This is a genomic window from Lysobacter sp. Soil_N_51, assembly GCF_057655755.1.
The window spans coordinates 431,213-449,150 of sequence record NZ_JBDGLR010000003.1 but is presented as its reverse complement, the minus strand read 5'-3'; the positions used below and the strand labels follow the sequence as shown (position 1 = coordinate 449,150).

General features: G+C 66.6%; 13 protein-coding genes. 5 read left to right on the top strand and 8 right to left on the bottom strand.

Annotated elements, in window-relative coordinates; translation table 11 throughout:
• Positions 1-17: 17 nt before the first annotated feature.
• The 3 genes from ileS to murJ all read right to left on the bottom strand — a co-directional run bounded on the left by ileS (position 18) and on the right by murJ (position 5,697).
• The gene (ileS, locus tag AC3A4T_RS07395) at positions 18-2,831 is read right to left on the bottom strand and encodes an isoleucine--tRNA ligase (protein WP_487674868.1); all 2,814 of its coding nucleotides are present in this window, start codon (positions 2,829-2,831) and stop codon (positions 18-20) included.
• 86 nt (positions 2,832-2,917) lie between these two features.
• The gene (locus AC3A4T_RS07390) at positions 2,918-3,904 is read right to left on the bottom strand and encodes a bifunctional riboflavin kinase/FAD synthetase (protein WP_487674781.1); all 987 of its coding nucleotides are present in this window, start codon (positions 3,902-3,904) and stop codon (positions 2,918-2,920) included.
• A gap of 164 nt (positions 3,905-4,068) precedes the next feature.
• The gene (gene murJ, locus AC3A4T_RS07385; protein WP_487674780.1) at positions 4,069-5,697 is read right to left on the bottom strand and encodes a murein biosynthesis integral membrane protein MurJ; all 1,629 of its coding nucleotides are present in this window, start codon (positions 5,695-5,697) and stop codon (positions 4,069-4,071) included.
• Between the two features lie 137 nt (positions 5,698-5,834).
• Here murJ and rpsT point away from each other — a divergent pair, with 137 nt between their 5' ends.
• On the top strand, positions 5,835-6,104 hold the full coding sequence (gene rpsT / locus AC3A4T_RS07380; protein WP_036113822.1) for a 30S ribosomal protein S20: 270 nt from the start codon (positions 5,835-5,837) through the stop codon (positions 6,102-6,104).
• A 292-nt stretch (positions 6,105-6,396) separates the two neighbouring features.
• Here rpsT and cgtA read toward each other — a convergent pair whose 3' ends face one another.
• The 3 genes from cgtA to rplU all read right to left on the bottom strand — a co-directional run bounded on the left by cgtA (position 6,397) and on the right by rplU (position 8,238).
• Positions 6,397-7,464 (bottom strand): Obg family GTPase CgtA, encoded by a 1,068-nt coding sequence (gene cgtA / locus AC3A4T_RS07375; protein ID WP_487674779.1) that lies wholly within the window; start codon positions 7,462-7,464, stop codon positions 6,397-6,399.
• Between the two features lie 180 nt (positions 7,465-7,644).
• Positions 7,645-7,905: a 50S ribosomal protein L27 gene (gene rpmA, locus AC3A4T_RS07370; protein ID WP_031371911.1), complete on the bottom strand. Its 261-nt coding sequence runs from the start codon at positions 7,903-7,905 to the stop codon at positions 7,645-7,647.
• Positions 7,906-7,917: 12 nt separating this feature from the next.
• Positions 7,918-8,238: a 50S ribosomal protein L21 gene (gene rplU / locus AC3A4T_RS07365; RefSeq protein ID WP_036113830.1), complete on the bottom strand. Its 321-nt coding sequence runs from the start codon at positions 8,236-8,238 to the stop codon at positions 7,918-7,920.
• A gap of 1,304 nt (positions 8,239-9,542) precedes the next feature.
• Between rplU and AC3A4T_RS07360 the strand changes: the two genes are divergently transcribed.
• Positions 9,543-11,621, top strand: a complete 2,079-nt coding sequence (locus AC3A4T_RS07360) for a S8 family peptidase (protein WP_487674778.1) — start codon at positions 9,543-9,545, stop codon at positions 11,619-11,621.
• Positions 11,622-11,931: 310 nt separating this feature from the next.
• Here the strand turns inward: AC3A4T_RS07360 and AC3A4T_RS07355 are convergent, their stop codons facing one another.
• Complete coding sequence (locus AC3A4T_RS07355) at positions 11,932-12,141, bottom strand: hypothetical protein (RefSeq protein ID WP_487674777.1); 210 nt, start codon at positions 12,139-12,141, stop codon at positions 11,932-11,934.
• Here AC3A4T_RS07355 and AC3A4T_RS07350 point away from each other — a divergent pair.
• The 3 genes from AC3A4T_RS07350 (at position 12,140) to AC3A4T_RS07340 (ending at position 17,173) form a co-directional block, all read left to right on the top strand.
• Positions 12,140-13,063, top strand: coding sequence for an OmpA family protein (locus AC3A4T_RS07350; RefSeq protein WP_487674776.1), 924 nt, complete (start codon positions 12,140-12,142; stop codon positions 13,061-13,063). The two genes, AC3A4T_RS07355 and AC3A4T_RS07350, sit on opposite strands and share 2 nt — an antisense overlap.
• 463 nt (positions 13,064-13,526) lie before the next feature.
• Positions 13,527-16,454 (top strand): excinuclease ABC subunit UvrA, encoded by a 2,928-nt coding sequence (gene uvrA, locus AC3A4T_RS07345; protein WP_487674775.1) that lies wholly within the window; start codon positions 13,527-13,529, stop codon positions 16,452-16,454.
• Between the two features lie 326 nt (positions 16,455-16,780).
• Positions 16,781-17,173 (top strand): acyl-CoA thioesterase, encoded by a 393-nt coding sequence (locus AC3A4T_RS07340; RefSeq protein WP_235567698.1) that lies wholly within the window; start codon positions 16,781-16,783, stop codon positions 17,171-17,173.
• A gap of 241 nt (positions 17,174-17,414) precedes the next feature.
• On the opposite strand, the gene AC3A4T_RS07335 is transcribed toward AC3A4T_RS07340, so the two are convergent.
• Complete coding sequence (locus tag AC3A4T_RS07335; RefSeq protein ID WP_487674774.1) at positions 17,415-17,915, bottom strand: copper chaperone PCu(A)C; 501 nt, start codon at positions 17,913-17,915, stop codon at positions 17,415-17,417.
• Positions 17,916-17,938 lie beyond the last annotated feature (23 nt).

Sequence of the window (17,938 nt, the reverse complement as noted above, 5' to 3'; positions counted from 1 at the left end):
GCGCATCGATCGGGGCATCAGAACCAGCGACGGTCCTCGCCCTCGCCGGCGATGTTGTCGACGCAGCGGCCGCACAGGTCCGGATGCTCGGCGCTGACGCCGATGTCGGCGCGGTAGTGCCAGCAGCGCACGCACTTGCGCTTGCCGGTCTTGACCGCGAGCACGGCGATGTCCTGGATCGCGTCGTCGGCGACGACTTCGACATCGCCGCTGATGAACAGGAAACGCAGTTCGTCGGCCAGCGGCGCCAGCCAGTTCTGATCGGCGACGCCGCAACGCAGCGAGATCTCGGCTTCGAGCGCGGCGCCGATCTGGCCGGCGGCGCGCATCGGCTCCAGGGTCTTGGCCACGTCGTCGCGCAGCACCAGCAGGCGCTTGAAGTCTTCCGACGACAAGGCCGCGTCGGGCGGCAACAGCGCCAAGCCGTCGTACCAGGTCGCGAACAGCACATTGTCCTCGCGCGCGCCGCTGTCGGTGCCGGCCGGCAGATGCCGCCACATTTCGTCGGCGGTGTAGCTCAGGATCGGCGCGATCCAGCGCACGAAGGCTTCGGCGATGCGGTACATCGCGCTCTGCGCCGAACGCCGGCCGCGCGAGTTCTCCTGCATCGTGTACAGGCGATCCTTGGTCACGTCGAGGTACAGCGAACCAAGGTCGACGCTGCAGAAGTTCGTCAGCAGCTGCACGATTTCGGCGAAGTCGTAACGCTCGTAGGCCGAGGCGATGCGGTCCTGCAATTCGGCGGCGCGATGCACGATCCAGCGATCGAGCGCGACCATGTCGTCCAATCCGACCAGATCGCGCGCCGGGTCGAACCCGCTCAGGTTGCCGAGCAGGAAACGCGCGGTGTTGCGAATGCGGCGATAGCCCTCGCCGTTCTGCTTGAGGATCTTGTCCGACACCGACATTTCGGCGCTGAAGTCGGTCGATGCGACCCACAGGCGCAGTACGTCGGCGCCCATCGCGTCGATCACGGTCTGCGGCACGACCACGTTGCCGAGCGACTTCGACTGCTTCTTGCCGTTTTCGTCGACGGTGAAGCCGTGGGTCAGCACCTGCCGGTACGGCGCCGCGCCGTCCATCGCCACGCCGCTGAGCAGCGCGCTGTGGAACCAGCCGCGATGCTGGTCGGAGCCTTCCAGGTACAGGTCGGCGGGCTTGCGCAGGCCGTCCTGCGGACGCTGCGCGAGCACGCATTCGTGACTGACGCCCGAGTCGAACCAGACATCGAGAATGTCGGTGGCCTTCTCGTACTGCGCGGCCTCGTCGCCGAGCAGTTGTTCGGCGGTCATCGCGTACCAGGCATCGACGCCTTCGCGTTCGACCACGTCGGCGACCTGACGCATGATCTCGACCGAGCGCGGATGCGGCTCGCCGGTTTCGCGGCTGAAGAACAGCGCGATCGGCACACCCCAGTAGCGCTGACGCGAGATCGTCCAGTCCGGGCGGCTCTCGATCATGTTGTAGATGCGCGCCTCGCCCCAGCCCGGGATCCAGGTGACGCCGCCGATCGCGGCCAGCGCGTCGCGACGCAGGCCGGCCTTCTCCATCGAGATGAACCACTGCGGCGTGGCGCGGAACACCACCGGCGACTTGTGCCGCCAGCAATGCGGGTAGCTGTGCTTGAGCCGGCCGGAGGCCAGCAGCACGTCGTGCGCTTTCAATACTTCAAGGATGATCGGATCGACCTTGAAGATATGCACGCCGGCCAGCGTGTGCTGATCGGCCGGCGGCGTCGACGGCAGATACAGACCGCGGCCGTCGACCGGGTTGATCTGCGCCGCGGTGTATTGATCGAGCAGGCCGTATTTCAGGCCCACCGCATAGTCTTCCTGGCCGTGACCCGGCGCGTTATGCACGATGCCGGTACCGTCTTCGGCCGACACGTAGCTGTCGACCAGCACCGGCAATTCGCGTTCGGCGTAGAACGGATGCTGCAGGCGCTGACCTTCGAGTTCGACGCCGCGCGCGCGGCCATGCACCACCACCTCGTCGACGCCGTAGCGCTTGAGCGCCTTCTCGGCCAGCGATTCGGCGATCACCAGCAGGCGACGGCCGCCGTCGGCGCGCTTCGGGCCTTCGACCAGCACGTAATCGAGTTCCGGACCGACCGTCACCGACAGGCTGGCCGGCAGCGTCCACGGCGTGGTGGTCCAGATCGGCATCGCGATCAGGGTGTCGTCGTCGATCGCCGCGCCGAGCAGCGCCGCGAGCCCGCGCGCGTGCTTGGCGACGTAGCCCACGTCGATCTGGGTCGATTCCTTGTCCTGATATTCGATCTCCGCCTCGGCCAGCGCCGAGCCGCAGTCGAAGCACCAATGCACCGGCTTGGAGCCACGCACCAGATGGCCGCGCTCGACGATTTTCGCCAGCGAACGGATGATGTCCGCCTCGTAGCGGAAATCCATGGTCAGGTAGGGATTTTCCCAATCGCCGATCACGCCCAGGCGCTTGAAATCGCGGCGTTGCAGGTCGACCTGGCTGGCCGCGTACTCGCGGCACTTGGCGCGGAACTGGGCCGCGTCGAGCTTGTCGCCGACCTTGCCGTAGGCCTTCTCGACCTTGGTCTCGATCGGCAGGCCGTGGCAATCCCAGCCCGGCACGTAGGGCGCGTCGAAGCCGGCCAGCAGCTTGGACTTGACCACGATGTCCTTGAGCACTTTGTTGAGCGCGTGGCCGATGTGGATCTCGCCGTTCGCGTACGGCGGGCCGTCGTGCAGGATGAAGCTGCGCTCGCGCTGGCCGACCTTCTCGCGAATTCGCTGATACAGGCCCTCGCTCTCCCAGCGCGCCAGGGTTTCCGGCTCGCGCTTGGGCAGATCGCCGCGCATCGGAAAATCGGTGGCCGGCAGCAGCAGGGTGGCCTTGTACGGATTGGCGGGTGCGGATTGGCTCGAATCGTTGGTCACAGCGGGTCTCAGGCAGTTTGGGTCGCGTCGGCGCCCAGGGCTGGCGACGCGGTCGGGCGTCGCGGATCGAGTTGCAGGAGTTCGCGCGCCTGTTCGGCGTCGCGATGCATTTGCACGGTCAGTGAATCCAGATCGGGGAACTTGAGCTCGGCGCGCAGGTGGGCGACGAATTCGACCTCGATGCGACGACCGTACAGGTCGCCGTCGAAATCGAACAGATGCGCTTCGAGCAGCGGTTCGACGCCGGCGACGGTCGGGCGCGTACCCAGGCTCGACACCGACGCGCGCGGCTGATCGCCGATGCCGTGGACCCAGGTGGCGTAGATGCCGGACAAGGCCGGCGTCTTGCCGCCGAAGCGCAGGTTGGCGGTCGGAAAGCCCAGGGTGCGGCCGAGTTGCTTGCCATGCACGACGTGGCCGCCGATCGCGTAGCGCCGCCCGAGCAAGCGCCCGGCGGTTGCGAAGTCGCCGGCCAGCAGCGCCTCGCGAATGCGCGTGCTGGATACGCGCTGGCCGTCCAGATGCACCGGCTCGATTTCGTGCGCAGTGAAACCGGCTTGTTCGCCGAGCCGGCGCAGCAGCGCGATGTCGCCGCCGCGCGCCTTGCCGAAGCGGAACTCCGGGCCGACCCAGACTTCGCGCGCGGCCAGCCGCTCGACCAGCACGCGCTGCACGAACGCTTCCGCGCTCAGTCCGCTGAGCCGGCCGTTGAAGCGCAGCAGGCCGACCTGATCGGCGTCCAGCGCCAGCAGCCCTTCGGCCTTGGCCCGCGGCAACAGCAGCCGCGGCGGCGGCGCCTGCGGGGCGAAGAATTCGCGCGGCAAGGGCTCGAAACTCAGCGCCACCGCGGGCAGATCCAGCGCGCGCGCGCGCGCCACCGTATGGCGCACCAGCGCGCGATGCCCGAGATGCAGGCCATCGAAGGCGCCGATGCAGACCACACTGCCGTGCGGGCACCGCGGCCCGCCCTCGACGTCACGAAACAGCCTGCTCATTGGGTCGGTAATGGAAACCCGGACGGGCCGGGCCTGCTGAAAGGATGAATAAGGAAGTATAGCCGCCGCACGCAAGTCTCAACGGCATCCGAACCCGCCGGTTGAATGCCGTTGCCGTGGCGATGGCGAGCGCTGGGCCTCGCGTCGACGGCCGCCCTCGCCCGTCAATGCCCGCGCAGATCGCGCGCACGGATGCCCTGCAGCCACAGCGCCGCGCCATAGACCGCGCCGCCGGCGCCGACCACCACCGCCAGCTTGAGCAGGCGCTCCCACCACGGCCAGCCGGTCCAGCCCTGCCACAGCCACAACAGGCTCAGCACCACCGCCGCCATCGCCACGCTGGCGACCGCGATCTGGCGCAGGAACCGGCCCCAGCCCGGCTGACGCCGATAGACCTTCGCGCGGCGCAGATACCAGGCCAATTGCAGGGCATTGGTCCAGCCGGCGATCGCGATCGCCAGCGCCAGGCAGGCATGCGCGCCGGGTATTTCGCCGAGCGCTTCGCGCAGGTCGCCGGTGCGGGCCAACGCGGCCTGACCGACATCGGTCAGGTACAACGCCGCCAGCAGCAGCGCCACCGTTGCGATCAGATTGACCACCACCGACACCACCGCCGATTTGACCGGGGTCTTGGTGTCCTGGCGCGAATAGAACGCCGGCGCCAGCACTTTCACCAGCAGGAACGCCGGCACCGCGGTCGATTGCGCCATCAGGCTCAGGCGGATCATCGCGGTGTCGTTGGGGGTCAGCTTGCCGTACTGGAACAAGGCCGCGATCAGCGCCTCGGCGCACAGCACCAGGCCCAGGCAGGCCGGAATGCCGATCAGCAGGCACAGGCGAAAGCCCCAATCCAGGCCCTTGGAATAGCCGTCGACATCGGTCGCTGCATGGCGCTTGGACAGATGCGGCAGGATCACCGTGCCGATCGCCACCCCGAACATGCCCAGCGGGAATTCGAGCAGCCGATCGGTCAGGTACAGCCAGCTCACGCTGCCGACGATCAGGAACGAGGCCAGCGCGGTGTTGAGCAGCAGATTGACCTGCGCCACCGAGGAGCCGAACAGGGTCGGCACCATCAGCCGCATGATCTTGCGCACGCCCGGATGCGCCCCGCCCCAGCGCGGCCGCGGCAGCAGGCCGAGCTTTTTCAGCGCCGGCAACTGGAACGCCAGCTGCAGGATGCCGGCGAAGAACACGCCCCAGGCCAGGGCCAGCACCGGATTGAGGCCCAGCCGCGCCATCAGCGGAGTCGAACACGCCGCCGCGGCGATCATCGACACGTTCAGCAGCACCGGCGACAAGGCCGGAATCGCGAATTTCTCGTAACTGTTGAGAATGCCGCCGGCCAGCGAGGCCAGCGAAATGAACAAGGCATACGGAAAGGTGATCCGCAGCATTTCCGTCGCCAGCGCGTATTGCTCGCTCAACGGGTCCCAGCCCGGCGCGAACAACTGCATGATCCACGGCGCTGCGATCACCACCACCGCGGTCATCGCCAGCAACGCGGCCATCAGAGTGCCGGTGACCCGGTCGACCAGCGCCTTGACCGCGGCGTGGTCCTGTTTTTCCTTGTATTCGGCCAGCACCGGCACGAACGCCATCGAGAACGAACCCTCGGCCGAGATCCGGCGCATGAAGTTCGGAATCCTGAACGCGATGAAGAACGCGTCCATGGCCGGACTGGCGCCGAACTGCCAGGCGTAGACTTGGTCGCGGACCAGGCCGGTGACCCGCGAGATGAAGGTCATGGAGCTGAAAATCACCGATGAACGCAGCAAACCGCCCTTGCTCATCGGCGCGCCCCCAGCCAGTTGACGCAACCCACTGAATCGGCCATACTTTTCGGTCTGATTTTCCGTAATTTCGTTTCTAGCAGCATCTCTTCGTCCAGTTCCATTAACGCTTTCAACCAAAATTCCAGGAATCCACCGTGGCAAACATCAAGTCCGCCAAGAAGCGCGCCAAGCAGACTGTCGTGCGTAACGCCCGCAACGCCAGCCAGCGTTCGATGCTGCGTACCGCCGTCAAGAAGGTGCTGAAGGCCCTCGGCGAGAACGACGCCGCGAGTGCCAAGTCCGCGTTCGACGTCGCTCAGCCGATCCTCGACCGTTTCAGCTCCCGTGGCCTGATCCACAAGAACAAGGCCGCCCGTCACAAGAGCCGCCTGTCGGCCCGCATCAAGGCGCTGGCCGCGGCCTGAGTCTTGCGACGACATATCGTCGCGCGCGATTGAAAGATCGTTCGCGACGGCATGCAAAAGCCCGGCTTCGGCCGGGCTTTTGTTTGGGCGAAGGGAAGTTTCGCCAAAGGCTTCGCCGCGAAGGACATCGGCGGACACATGGTCGCTGGCGCACGCGCAGGGCATGCCGCGCATCATCGATGCGAGCGGTGAAGTCAGCTTGAAGTCGGCGCGCGAGTTGGCGCGCGAACGCCAGCGACGCCGCATCGCGCGGCGCCCGGGGTTTGCATTCGAATACCAGTGAGCCCGCGGCTCAGGGCACATGGTCGCCGGCGGCATGCGCGGCTTCCAGCGCCTCGGCGCGCTGACGATCGAAGAAGGCCATCACGTCCTGCATGATCGGGAAGGTGCCGTCGCGGCCGATCGCCGACACCAGATACCAGCGATCCTTCCAGCCCAGTTCATCGACGATCGCCTGCGCCGCGGCCTGCTGCTCTTCTTCCAGCAGCAGGTCGGCCTTGTTGAGCACCAGCCAGCGCGGCTTGGCCAGCAGTTCGGGATCGTGCTTGTGCAGCTCGCGCTCGATCGCGCGCACCTGCTCGGCCGGGCTCACGCCGTCGACGCCGCCTTCCATCGGCGCGATATCGACCAGGTGCAGCAGCAGACGCGTGCGCTGCAGATGACGCAGGAACTGCGCGCCCAGGCCGGCGCCGTCGGCGGCGCCCTCGATCAGGCCCGGGATGTCGGCGATCACGAAGCTGCGATGCGCTTCCACGCTGACCACGCCGAGGTTCGGATACAGCGTCGTGAACGGATAGTCCGCGACCTTCGGCGTCGCCGCCGAGACCGCGCGGATCAGGGTGCTCTTGCCGGCGTTCGGGAACCCGAGCAGGCCCACGTCGGCCAGCAGCTTGAGTTCCAGCTTGAGCTCGCGCTCCTCGCCCGGCAGACCCGGCAGGGCCTTGCGCGGAGTGCGGTTGACCGAGCTCTTGAAATGCATGTTGCCCAGGCCGCCCTTGCCGCCGTGCGCGACCAGCAGGCGGTCGCCGTGCGCGACCAGATCGCCGATGACTTCATCGGTCTCGACATTGGTCACCACGGTCCCGACCGGCACCACGATGACCAGATCCTCGCCGCCCTTGCCATAAGCCTGCCGGCCCATTCCGTTCTCGCCGCGCTGAGCGCGGAACTGCTTCTGATGGCGGAAATCGACCAGGGTATTGACGTTTTCGTCGGCGACCAGCCACACGCTGCCGCCCGCGCCGCCATCGCCACCGTCCGGCCCGCCGAGCGGAATGAACTTCTCGCGACGGAAGCCGATGCAGCCGTTGCCGCCATTGCCGGCGATCACTTTGATTTCTGCTTCGTCTACGAGTTTCATAAGAGCCGGGATTTGAGATTCGGGATTTGGGATTGGCAAAAACAGGGCCACCGAGAATTGTAGCGGGAGCGGCGAACCGGATTTTCGCTTTCGCGAATCCCGACTCACCAATCCCGAATCCCGGCCCTCAAACGAAAAGCCCCGCCGAAGCGGGGCTCCTCGTACAGCGTGGCGGCGCGATTACTCGGCGGCGACGACGCTGACGGTGCGACGCTTCTTCAGGCCCTTGGTCGAGAACTCGACCTTGCCATCGACCAGCGCGAACAGGGTGTGGTCGCGGCCGAGGCCGACGCCGGCGCCCGGATGGAACTGGGTGCCGCGCTGACGCACGATGATGTTGCCCGCTTCAATCGCCTGACCGCCGTAGATCTTCACGCCCAGGTACTTCGGGTTGGAGTCGCGGCCGTTGCGGGTGGAACCTACGCCCTTTTTATGTGCCATGGCTGCTGCTCCTTACTTGTTGTCACCACCGGCGATGCCGGTGATTTCGATTTCGGTGTAGTGCTGACGGTGACCCATCTGCTTGCGGTGGTGCTTACGGCGACGGAACTTGACGATGCGCACCTTGTCGGCGCGGCCGTGGCCGACGACCTTGGCGGTGACGCTGGCGCCCTTGAGCGCGTCGCCGAGCTTCACACCTTCGCCGTCGCCGAGCATCAGGACGGTGTCAAACTTGATTTCGCTGCCGGCTTCGACATCGAGCAGCTCGACGCGGAGCGTCTCGCCTTGCATCACGCGGTATTGCTTACCGCCGGTGACCAGTACTGCGTACATGACCAGATTCCTCTGTAGTTATTTTTGGTCCTGCCGCACCCGAACCGGGCGGACAGAAGCGGAATTTTAGGGGATTCAGCGGGTTACGGCAACTATGGCCCCTGGCCGGACCGGCTCGGGGGCCGCGTGGGCGGTGGGCGTTCCGGCCGAATCCAGCGCCACCTGGCCATTTTTCCATGAAAATTAATGGTTTAGGCGAATCCCGCCCCGCCGGGCCGTCCCGTATCCCCCTGTAGGAGCGGCGCGAGCCGCGACCGCGCACCCACGCCAACGTCGGCCCTTTGAAGTCGCGGTCGCGGCTTACGCCGCTCCTACAGGGGCCAGTCCGAGGCCCGCGCCGGACCGCGTTGCACCGCAGTTCCCGATCGTCTTTGCCGCATGCCTCCCGAGTCGTCGACTCGCAAAACCACGCGAAAAAAGATCCAGCGCGCAACCGCGGCGCAACGCGACTCAATACCCCGCGGCTCAAAACGATTTGCGTAAACGGAAACATTCGCGCGCATTCATGCAACCTCATCGCGAACGCGTGGCTCGATGCCGATGTTGCGAAGCTGCAACAGCGAAAGCGCGCAAAAACAATCGATCGCCATCGGCGCGAAGTCGCATCGCGTCGCATGCGCGGCGAAGAATCGTGCGGCAGTTCATACAAATCGCGCGTGACGCGGCGAAATATAGATCGACTCAGTTCACAGTTCCGAAAGAAACTCGATTCGACGCGAAAATAATCGCGGCGCACTCGGCGATCGCGCGCGCGCCTGAAAATCCCTGCATTCGCAGGCGCTGGCGCCCACTCCCCCACCCTTGCCATCCAGGCGCATCGCGCGTGTTTGTGCGCTCAGTCGCATTCATGTCGATATCACAGCTTTGATGACACTTGCATGCGATGGGTGCGCTCATTTAGCTTCGGTTGTGAGCGACTTGCAGGGGGTCGCGCGACAAGGAACGGCGGCATCGAAGCGCAACGCGTGCGACGCACACGCGCAACGATGAAGCGGTCGCGTTGTATCCGGGGGCTCCGTGCATGTGGTTCGCAGTCGTCAGTTCAGACCGGTTTTCCGCGCAGAGGCTTCGCCTTCGCGCATCAGCCGCATTCCTCTCCTCATCCGTGCAGCGCTTCGCGCACGGCAGCGGCGGCGTGCGTCTGTCACAGCACCCTGCAGTTCGGCGCGGCGCGATGCGCGCGGCGGACTGCGCAAGAAAGTACCGCGACGGCACGACGGCACAGCCGTCGCGGACCTAAGGCCCGACGCTAAACAGGGGATGCGAAGGGGATCATGCGCAACGAAGGATCAAGGATGTTTGTCATGACTCGCAAAGCACGTTCATTGAAATGGACCGCACTGGCCCTCGCGACGGCCGTAGTCGTCGCGCCGGTGGCCTATTCGGGCAGCAAATTGCAGACGTTCTCGAAGGTGCACACCGCCAACGCCACGACCTCGCCCAAGGCGGTGAAGGCGGCCGCGGCCGAGAAGAGCAACCGCTTCATCATCACCCGCGCGCCCGGCGCCGCGACCAAGCTGGCTCCGGCCGCGCTCAACCAGCAGTACGCCAAGGCCGCGACCACGCTGGGCGTCGGCATCCTGCCGCTGCGCACGCTGGCCACCGGCTCGAGCCTGATCAAGACCGATACCGCGCTCGACAAGGCCGCCCAGAAAGAGCTGGCGATCGAGCTGATGAAGCTCGACCCGACCATCGTCGAAGTCAGCACCGACCGCTTCTACAAGCCGCTGCTGGTTCCCAACGATCCCGGCTACGCCCAGCAGTGGCATTACAAGAACGGCCCGGGCGGCCTCAACGTCGAACCGGCCTGGGACATCGCCAACGGCGACGGCATCGTGGTCGCCGTGCTCGACACCGGCATCACCCCGCACAGCGACCTCGACGCCAACATCGTCGCGGGCTACGACTTCATCGTCGATACCGACGTCAGCGTCGACGGCGACGGCCGCGATGCGGATCCGAACGATCCGGGCGACTGGCACGACGGCGAGTGCAACATCTTCGGCATTCCCGAGGACAGCAGCTGGCACGGCACTCATGTGGCCGGCACCATCGCCGCGGTCGCCAACAACAGCAAGGGCGTGGCCGGCGTCGCGTTCGGCGCCAAGGTCCAGCCGGTGCGCGTGCTCGGCAAGTGCGGCGGTTACGAGTCCGACATCATCGACGCGGTGACCTGGGCGTCGGGCGGCACCGTCACCGGCGTGCCGGCCAACGCGACCCCGGCCGAGGTCATCAACCTCAGCCTCGGCGGCAGCGGCGCGTGCAGCGCGGCCGAACAGCTCGCCTTCACCGAAGCGCGTAACCGCGGCACCACCGTGGTCATCGCCGCCGGCAACTCCAGCGCCGACGTGTCCGGCTTCTCGCCGGCCAATTGCGAAGGCGTGATCGCGGTGTCCGCGGTGGGCCCGACCGGCACGCTGGCCGATTACTCCAACTTCGGCGACAAGGTCGACGTGGCCGCGCCCGGCGGTTCGGGCGTGACGCCGGCGGCCGACAACATCCTGTCGACCCTCAACCTGGGCCTGCAGGGCCAGGAAGGCGAAGGCTATGCGTGGATGGCCGGCACCTCGATGGCGGCGCCGCACGTGGCCGCGGTCGCCGCGCTGATGCAGTCCGCCGCGGCGAACCCGCTGACTCCGGCCCAGATCGAAAAGATCCTGGTCAACACCGCGCACGTCGGCGGCCAGCCGGGCGGTTGCAGCTTCAGCAACTGGTGCGGCTCGGGCATCGTCGACGCGCGTTATGCCGTCGCCGTGGCCAAGGGCACCGAAGCGCTGCCGCCGGACCCGCAGGCGCCGGAACCCGAGCCGGCGATCGAGCTGGAGAACGGCGTCACCGTCACCAACATCGAAGTCGCCGCCAACGGCGTGATCAAGTACCAGCTGCTGGTTCCGAACGGCGCGTCCAACCTGCTGTTCGCCCTGTACGGCGGCACCGGCGATTCGGACATCTACGTCAAGTACGGCGCCGAGCCGACCAGCACGTCGTACGACTGCCGTCCGTTCACCTCGTCCAACAACGAGACCTGCTTCTTCCCGACCCCGCAGGGCGGCGTGTGGTACGTCCAGGTCAAGGGCTACCGCGCTTCCGCCGGCATGTCGCTGTACCCGAGCTTCGTCGACGCCAACTATCCGCGTCGCGTCGAAGCCAAGGCCAGCGCGCTGCCGAATCACCGCACCTCGGTGAACCTGTCGTGGGAGAAGGGCAAGAAGAACATCGACATCTACCGCAACGGCGCGATCCTCAAGACCGTGCGCAACACCGGCGCCAACACCGATACGTTCCGCGTCATCGGCAGCGGCACCATGAGCTACAAGCTGTGCAACAACGGCACCCAGGAATGTGCTGATCCGGTTTCGATCACCTACAGCTCCAGCCGCTGATCGCAGCGTTCGAGTAATTACGAGGGGCCCGGTTGCCGGGCCCTTCGTTTTTTGGGATGACGTTGCCGACTGCGGACGATTTCAAATCGCCACGCGTCTTCAACAACGTCATTCCCGCGAACGCGGGAATCCAGCGACTTTTGCGCAACGTTGATTGGCGGCTTCAGCTCGACGAAGGTCGTCATGCTGATCGATTTCAGTACGTCCACTTTCTCGCAGCCACGTTCAAAGTCACTGGATTCCCGCCTTCGCGGGAATGACGTTCTGGTGGGATCGCCATCAAGTCGACGCATGCCCCAGGCATGAGCGATCAATCGGCAATCACATCAGCCGCGGCAACCGGGAACTCCACCGCACAACCGCACTCCATTAGCCACCGCTCCATCAGCCACCGACGCACCGCGATGCCCCGCAATCCGTCGCCCGGCCCCGATCCATCGCCCCGCTCCGACATGCTTTGCCTGATATCGCCACGCGCCGCAATCTCACGACCCCGGTTTCCACCCAGCGGAGAATCCATGCGCACCATCCCGCCCGCCGCCCGCGCCAACCCGCCCGCCCTCGCCTTCGGCCGCCGTCTCGGCCTGCCGTCGCTGGCCCTCGCCGTGGCGCTCGGCGCCGGCCTGAGCGCCTGCAACCGCGACGCCGCGTCCCCCGATGCCGCGACCACCAACCCCGCCGCCACCGCCGCGCCCGCGCCGGTCGTGCGCTTCGACGCCAAGCTCAGTCTGGTCAACAACAACGGCGCGATCCGCTACGACGGCACCCTCGACAGCGAGGCCAACCGCAAGGCCCTGAGCATCGCCCTGGCCCAGGCCTACAGCGGCCAGATCAGCGGCAACCTCAACGTCGACAAGGCCGCCAAGCCGGCGCCGTGGCTGGACAAGCTGCCGCAGTTCGCCGCGGCGCTGAGCATGTCCGGCGCGGCGGTGAGCTTCGAGGGCGAGAAGATCGAACTCAGCGGCCAGGCCTCCGACGCCGACCGCGCGATCCTGCTGGAAAAGGCCAAGACCCTGTTCCCGGGCTACCAATACGGCGGCCTGTTCGAAGGCGTCGGCGGCGCCGCGGCGTCCAGCGACGCGGCCGCGCAGGCGCTGGCGGCGCTGGAACCGGGCAAGGCCGGCCCGGCCGAAATCGTCAAGGCGCTCAACCAGATCAATCTGCGCTTCGACGACGGCGGCGCCCGCATCGCCCCGGCCAGCCTGGACATCCTCAGCCGCGCGGCCAAGGCGATCCAGGCCGGCCCGGCCGACGCGCGCTACGAGATCGTCGGTCCCGGCGGCAGCGCCGGCCAGGCCAGCGACAACGAAACCCTGTCGCGTCAGCGCGCCGACGCGGTCAAGGTCCAGCTGATCGTCGCCGGGGTCAATCCGGGCGCGCTCGACACCAAGGCCGCCAGCGGCGCGGCGACCACGCCGCTGCAGTTCAACGCGGTCAAGTAAACGCTCGGGCGCGGTAACGCGTCCTAACCTGAACAAGTCATGCGTTTTCAGGTGGACGGGCTTCAGTCCAGACGTTGTTCGGTCGCACACCGCGACCTGAACAAACAGCGCCGGGGCTGAAGCCCTCGTCTTCAGTAGCATCAGCCACACTTGCATCGCCCCGCCGCCTTTCGCCGCGGCGGCGAGGCCTGTCGCGCAGCGACCCGCGCTCGATCCGCCGCAACCCACTCCAAGTTCGCGCACTCGGCTTTGCCGAACCCGGCGATCGCCTCGAACCCAGGTCCGGCCGCGATCGCCGCGAGCGCCTGAACCCCAAGCGCCACGGGCCCGGGATGACATCCCTCACGCCCGCGGCAGGCGCTTTCGTTTCCGGGATTTGCCCCCACCTTCCCCACTCGATACGCTCCCCTGTTCGCCGTCGCGTTTCGCGCCGGCGGCTCTACTCCCCCCTTGCAGGCACCCGATGGCGCTGGACTACATCCGCATCCGCGGCGCGCGGACGCACAACCTCAAGAACATCGATCTCGATCTGCCGCGCGACAAGCTGATCGTGATCACCGGCCTGTCCGGGTCGGGCAAATCCTCGCTCGCCTTCGACACCATCTACGCCGAAGGCCAGCGTCGCTACGTCGAATCGCTCTCGGCCTACGCCCGCCAGTTCCTGTCGGTGATGGAGAAGCCCGAGGTCGATCACATCGAAGGCCTGTCGCCGGCGATTTCGATCGAGCAGAAATCCACCTCGCACAACCCGCGTTCGACCGTCGGCACCATCACCGAGGTCTACGATTACCTGCGCCTGCTGTACGCGCGGGTGGGTTCGCCGCGCTGCCCGGACCATCACTACCCGCTGGAAGCGCAGACCGTCAGCCAGATGGTCGATCAAGTGATGACCCTCGACCCCGAACAGCGCTACATGCTGCTCGCGCCGGTGATCCGCGAACGCAAGGGCGAGCACGCGCAAGTGTTCGAACAACTGCGCGCGCAGGGCTTCGTGCGCGTGCGCGTGGACGGCGAGCTGTACGAGATCGACGCGGTGCCGCCACTGGCGCTGCGGGTCAAGCACACCATCGAAGCGGTGGTCGACCGCTTCCGCCCGCGCGAAGACATCAAGCAGCGCATGGCCGAATCGTTCGAGACCGCGCTCAAGCTCGGCGACGGCATGGCCCAGGTGCAGTCGCTGGACAACGCCGAGACCGCGCCGCTGCTGTTCTCGTCCAAGTACAGCTGCCCGGTCTGCGATTACTCGCTGCCCGAGCTGGAACCGCGGCTGTTCTCGTTCAATTCGCCGGTCGGCGCCTGCCCGACCTGCGACGGCCTCGGCGTGGCCGAGTTCTTCGATCCGGCGCGCGTGGTCGTGCATCCGGAGCTGTCGCTCTCGGCCGGCGCGGTGCGCGGCTGGGATCGGCGCAACGCGTACTACTTCCAGCTAATCCAGTCGCTGGCCAAGCACTACAAGTTCAATGTCGACACGCCGTGGCAGGCGTTGACCGCGGCGCAGCAGAAGGCCGTGCTGTACGGCAGCGGCGACGAGCAGATCAGCTTCAACTACATCACCGAAAGCGGCGGCCGCAGCCAGCGCAAGCATCGCTTCGAAGGCATCGTGCCGAACCTGGAGCGGCGTTACCGCGAGACCGAATCGGCCGCCGTGCGCGAGGAGCTGGCCAAGTTCATCAGCCAGCGCCCCTGCCCCGATTGCGGCGGCGCGCGCTTGAATCGCGCCGCGCGCAATGTGTTCGTGGCTGAGCGTCCGCTGCCGGACCTGGTGGTGCTGCCGGTCGACGAAGCGCTGAACTTCTTCAAGACCCTGGAAATGCCGGGTTGGCGCGGCGAAATCGCGGTCAAGATCGTCAAGGAAATCGTCGATCGCCTGCGCTTCCTGGTCGACGTCGGCCTGGATTACCTCACCCTGGAACGCAAGGCCGACTCGCTGTCGGGCGGCGAAGCGCAGCGCATTCGGCTGGCCAGCCAGATCGGCGCGGGCCTCGTCGGCGTGATGTACGTGCTCGATGAGCCGTCGATCGGCCTGCACCAGCGCGACAACGAACGCCTGCTCGGCACGCTCACGCGTCTGCGCGACCTGGGCAATACGGTGATCGTGGTCGAACACGACGAAGACGCGATGCGCCTGGCCGATTACATCGTCGACATCGGCCCCGGCGCCGGCGTGCACGGCGGCGAAATCGTCGCTCAGGGCCAGTTCGCCGACATCCTCAAGGCGCCGCGTTCGCTGACCGGTCAATACCTCAGCGGCAAGCGCAAGATCGAGATTCCGAAGACCCGGCACAAGCCGAATCCCAAGAGCACCCTGCACCTGCGCGGCGCCACCGGCAACAACCTCAAGAATGTCGATCTCGCCATTCCCGCCGGGCTGTTGACCTGCGTCACCGGAGTGTCGGGTTCGGGCAAGTCGACCCTGATCAACGACACCTTGTATGTGATCGCCGCCAACGAATTGAACGGCGCCTCGCAGACGCCGGCGCCGTACAAGTCGGTGGAGAACATCGAACTGTTCGACAAGGTCGTCGATATCGACCAGTCGCCGATCGGCCGCACCCCGCGTTCGAACCCGGCCACCTACACCGGCCTGTTCACGCCGCTGCGCGAGTTGTTCGCGCAGGTGCCCGAAGCGCGCGCGCGCGGCTACTCGCCGGGCCGCTTCAGCTTCAACGTGCGCGGCGGACGCTGCGAAGCCTGCCAGGGCGACGGCCTGATCAAGGTCGAGATGCACTTCCTGCCGGACGTGTACGTGCCCTGCGACGTCTGCCATGGCAAGCGCTACAACCGCGAGACGCTGGAGGTGTTGTACAAGGGCTACAACATCAACGACGTGCTCGAAATGACGGTCGAGGCGGCGCTGAATCTGTTCGAAGTGGTGCCGACCATCGCGCGCAAGCTCGAAACCCTGATGGACGTGGGCCTGAGCTACATCAAGCTGGGCCAGAGCGCGACCACCTTGTCGGGCGGCGAAGCGCAACGCGTGAAGCTGTCGAAGGAACTCTCGCGCCGCGACACCGGGCGCACCTTGTACATCCTCGACGAGCCGACCACCGGCCTGCACTTCCACGACATCGAGCACCTGCTCGCCGTGCTGCATCGCCTGCGCGACGACGGCAACACCGTGGTGGTGATCGAGCACAACCTCGACGTGATCAAGACCGCCGACTGGGTCATCGACCTGGGTCCGGAGGGCGGCCATCGCGGCGGCACCATCCTCGCCACCGGCACGCCGGAGGAGATCGCCGCGCTGCCGCACTCGCACACCGGCCACTTCCTCGCGCCGCTGCTCGGCACGCCGAAGAAGGTCAAGACGCCCGCCGAGCCGGCGAAGAAGAAACCCGCCGCCAAGACCGCCGCGCCGGCAACGCGCGCCAAGAAGAAATCCGCCGCATGACCGATCGCAGCAAGAAGAACACGCCGGCCGTGGACAACACTGCCGGCGAAACCACGTCGCCGCCGCGCAAGCAACGCAAGCCGCGCTCGCGCAAGTCCGCGAGTGCCACGGTGGCTGTCGACGAGGGGTCGGCCACGCAGGCCGATTCGCAGCGTATCGATTCGAAGCCTGCCGATTCGAAGCGTGGCGGTTCCAAGAAGGCCGCGCAGCCCACGGCGGCGAAACCCGGTGCAACCCAGCAACACGCGATCGCGGCGCCTGTCAGCAGCGGCAACGCGACCGCGCCGCAAGCGCCGGCAACGCCCGAACCGGCACAGAATCCCGCCTTGATCCGGGTGCCGCTGTCGGTGCGCTGGCGCGATCTCGACGCGTTCAACCACGTCAACAATTCCAAGTTCCTCAGCTATCTGGAGGAAGCGCGGCTGCGCTGGATGGTGACCCTGCCCGGCCACGGCATGGACGACCATGTCGCGCCGGTGGTCGCGGCCGCGCATCTGAATTATCGCCGCCCGATCGAATGGCCGAACGAACTCGAGGTCGAACTGTTCGTCGAACGCCTCGGCACCACCAGCCTGAGCATCGGCCACCGCATCGTCGGCGCGAACGATTCCAGCGCGCTGTACTGCGACGGCAACGTGGTGTTGGTGTGGATTCACCGCGAAACCGGGCAGCCGGCGGCCCTGCCCGAACCGGTGCGAGCGGCCTGCTCGGCTGGCTGAGTTTCATACGGACGGCGTACATCGCCGTCCGCAAATAACCGATCGCACCGCGCGGGCGTCGCACGCGGCTTAACTACGGGCGCCCCCTGTAGGAGCGGCGTGAGCCGCGACCGCGAAACCGCGATTACGTCGTATGTTTCATTCGCGAGCGTGACATCAGGGCTTGCGCGGTAAGCGAAATTTCGCGGTCGCGGCTCACGCCGCTCCTACAGGGAGCTGGCGCGATTTCGACGCTACCGGATCAGGGCGCGGCCTTGCGCACCTCGAACTCGCCCAGCAGCGAACCGCCGCCCTTGAGTTCGAATTCGATCGCCACCCGGCTGCCCTGCTTGAGCGGCGCATGCGGCTGCATCAGCATCAGATGCATGCCGCCGGGCTTCAGCACCGCCGCGCCGTCGGGCGCGATGCGCAGTTCCGGCAACGCGCGCATCTTGCTGACACCGTCGACGATGCGGGTCTCGTGCAGCGACACGTCGGCGAACGCCGCGCTCTTCGCCGCGACGATCACCAGCGGCGCCGCGCAGCGGTTCTCGATCCGGCCGAAGCCGGCCATCATCGGCATCTGCATCGGCGGCAATCGCACCCATGCATCGCGCACCGTGATCTGGCCCTTGGCGATGCACGCACCCGCGGCAGTCGCGACCGGCGGCGCGGGCCGATCCTTCGCCGATGCGTGAAATGCGCACGCCGCGCCTAGCGCGGCGGCGAGCGTCAACCCCATTCGGATGGCAGATACGTTCATCGCCTTATCATACCCCCGAGCCT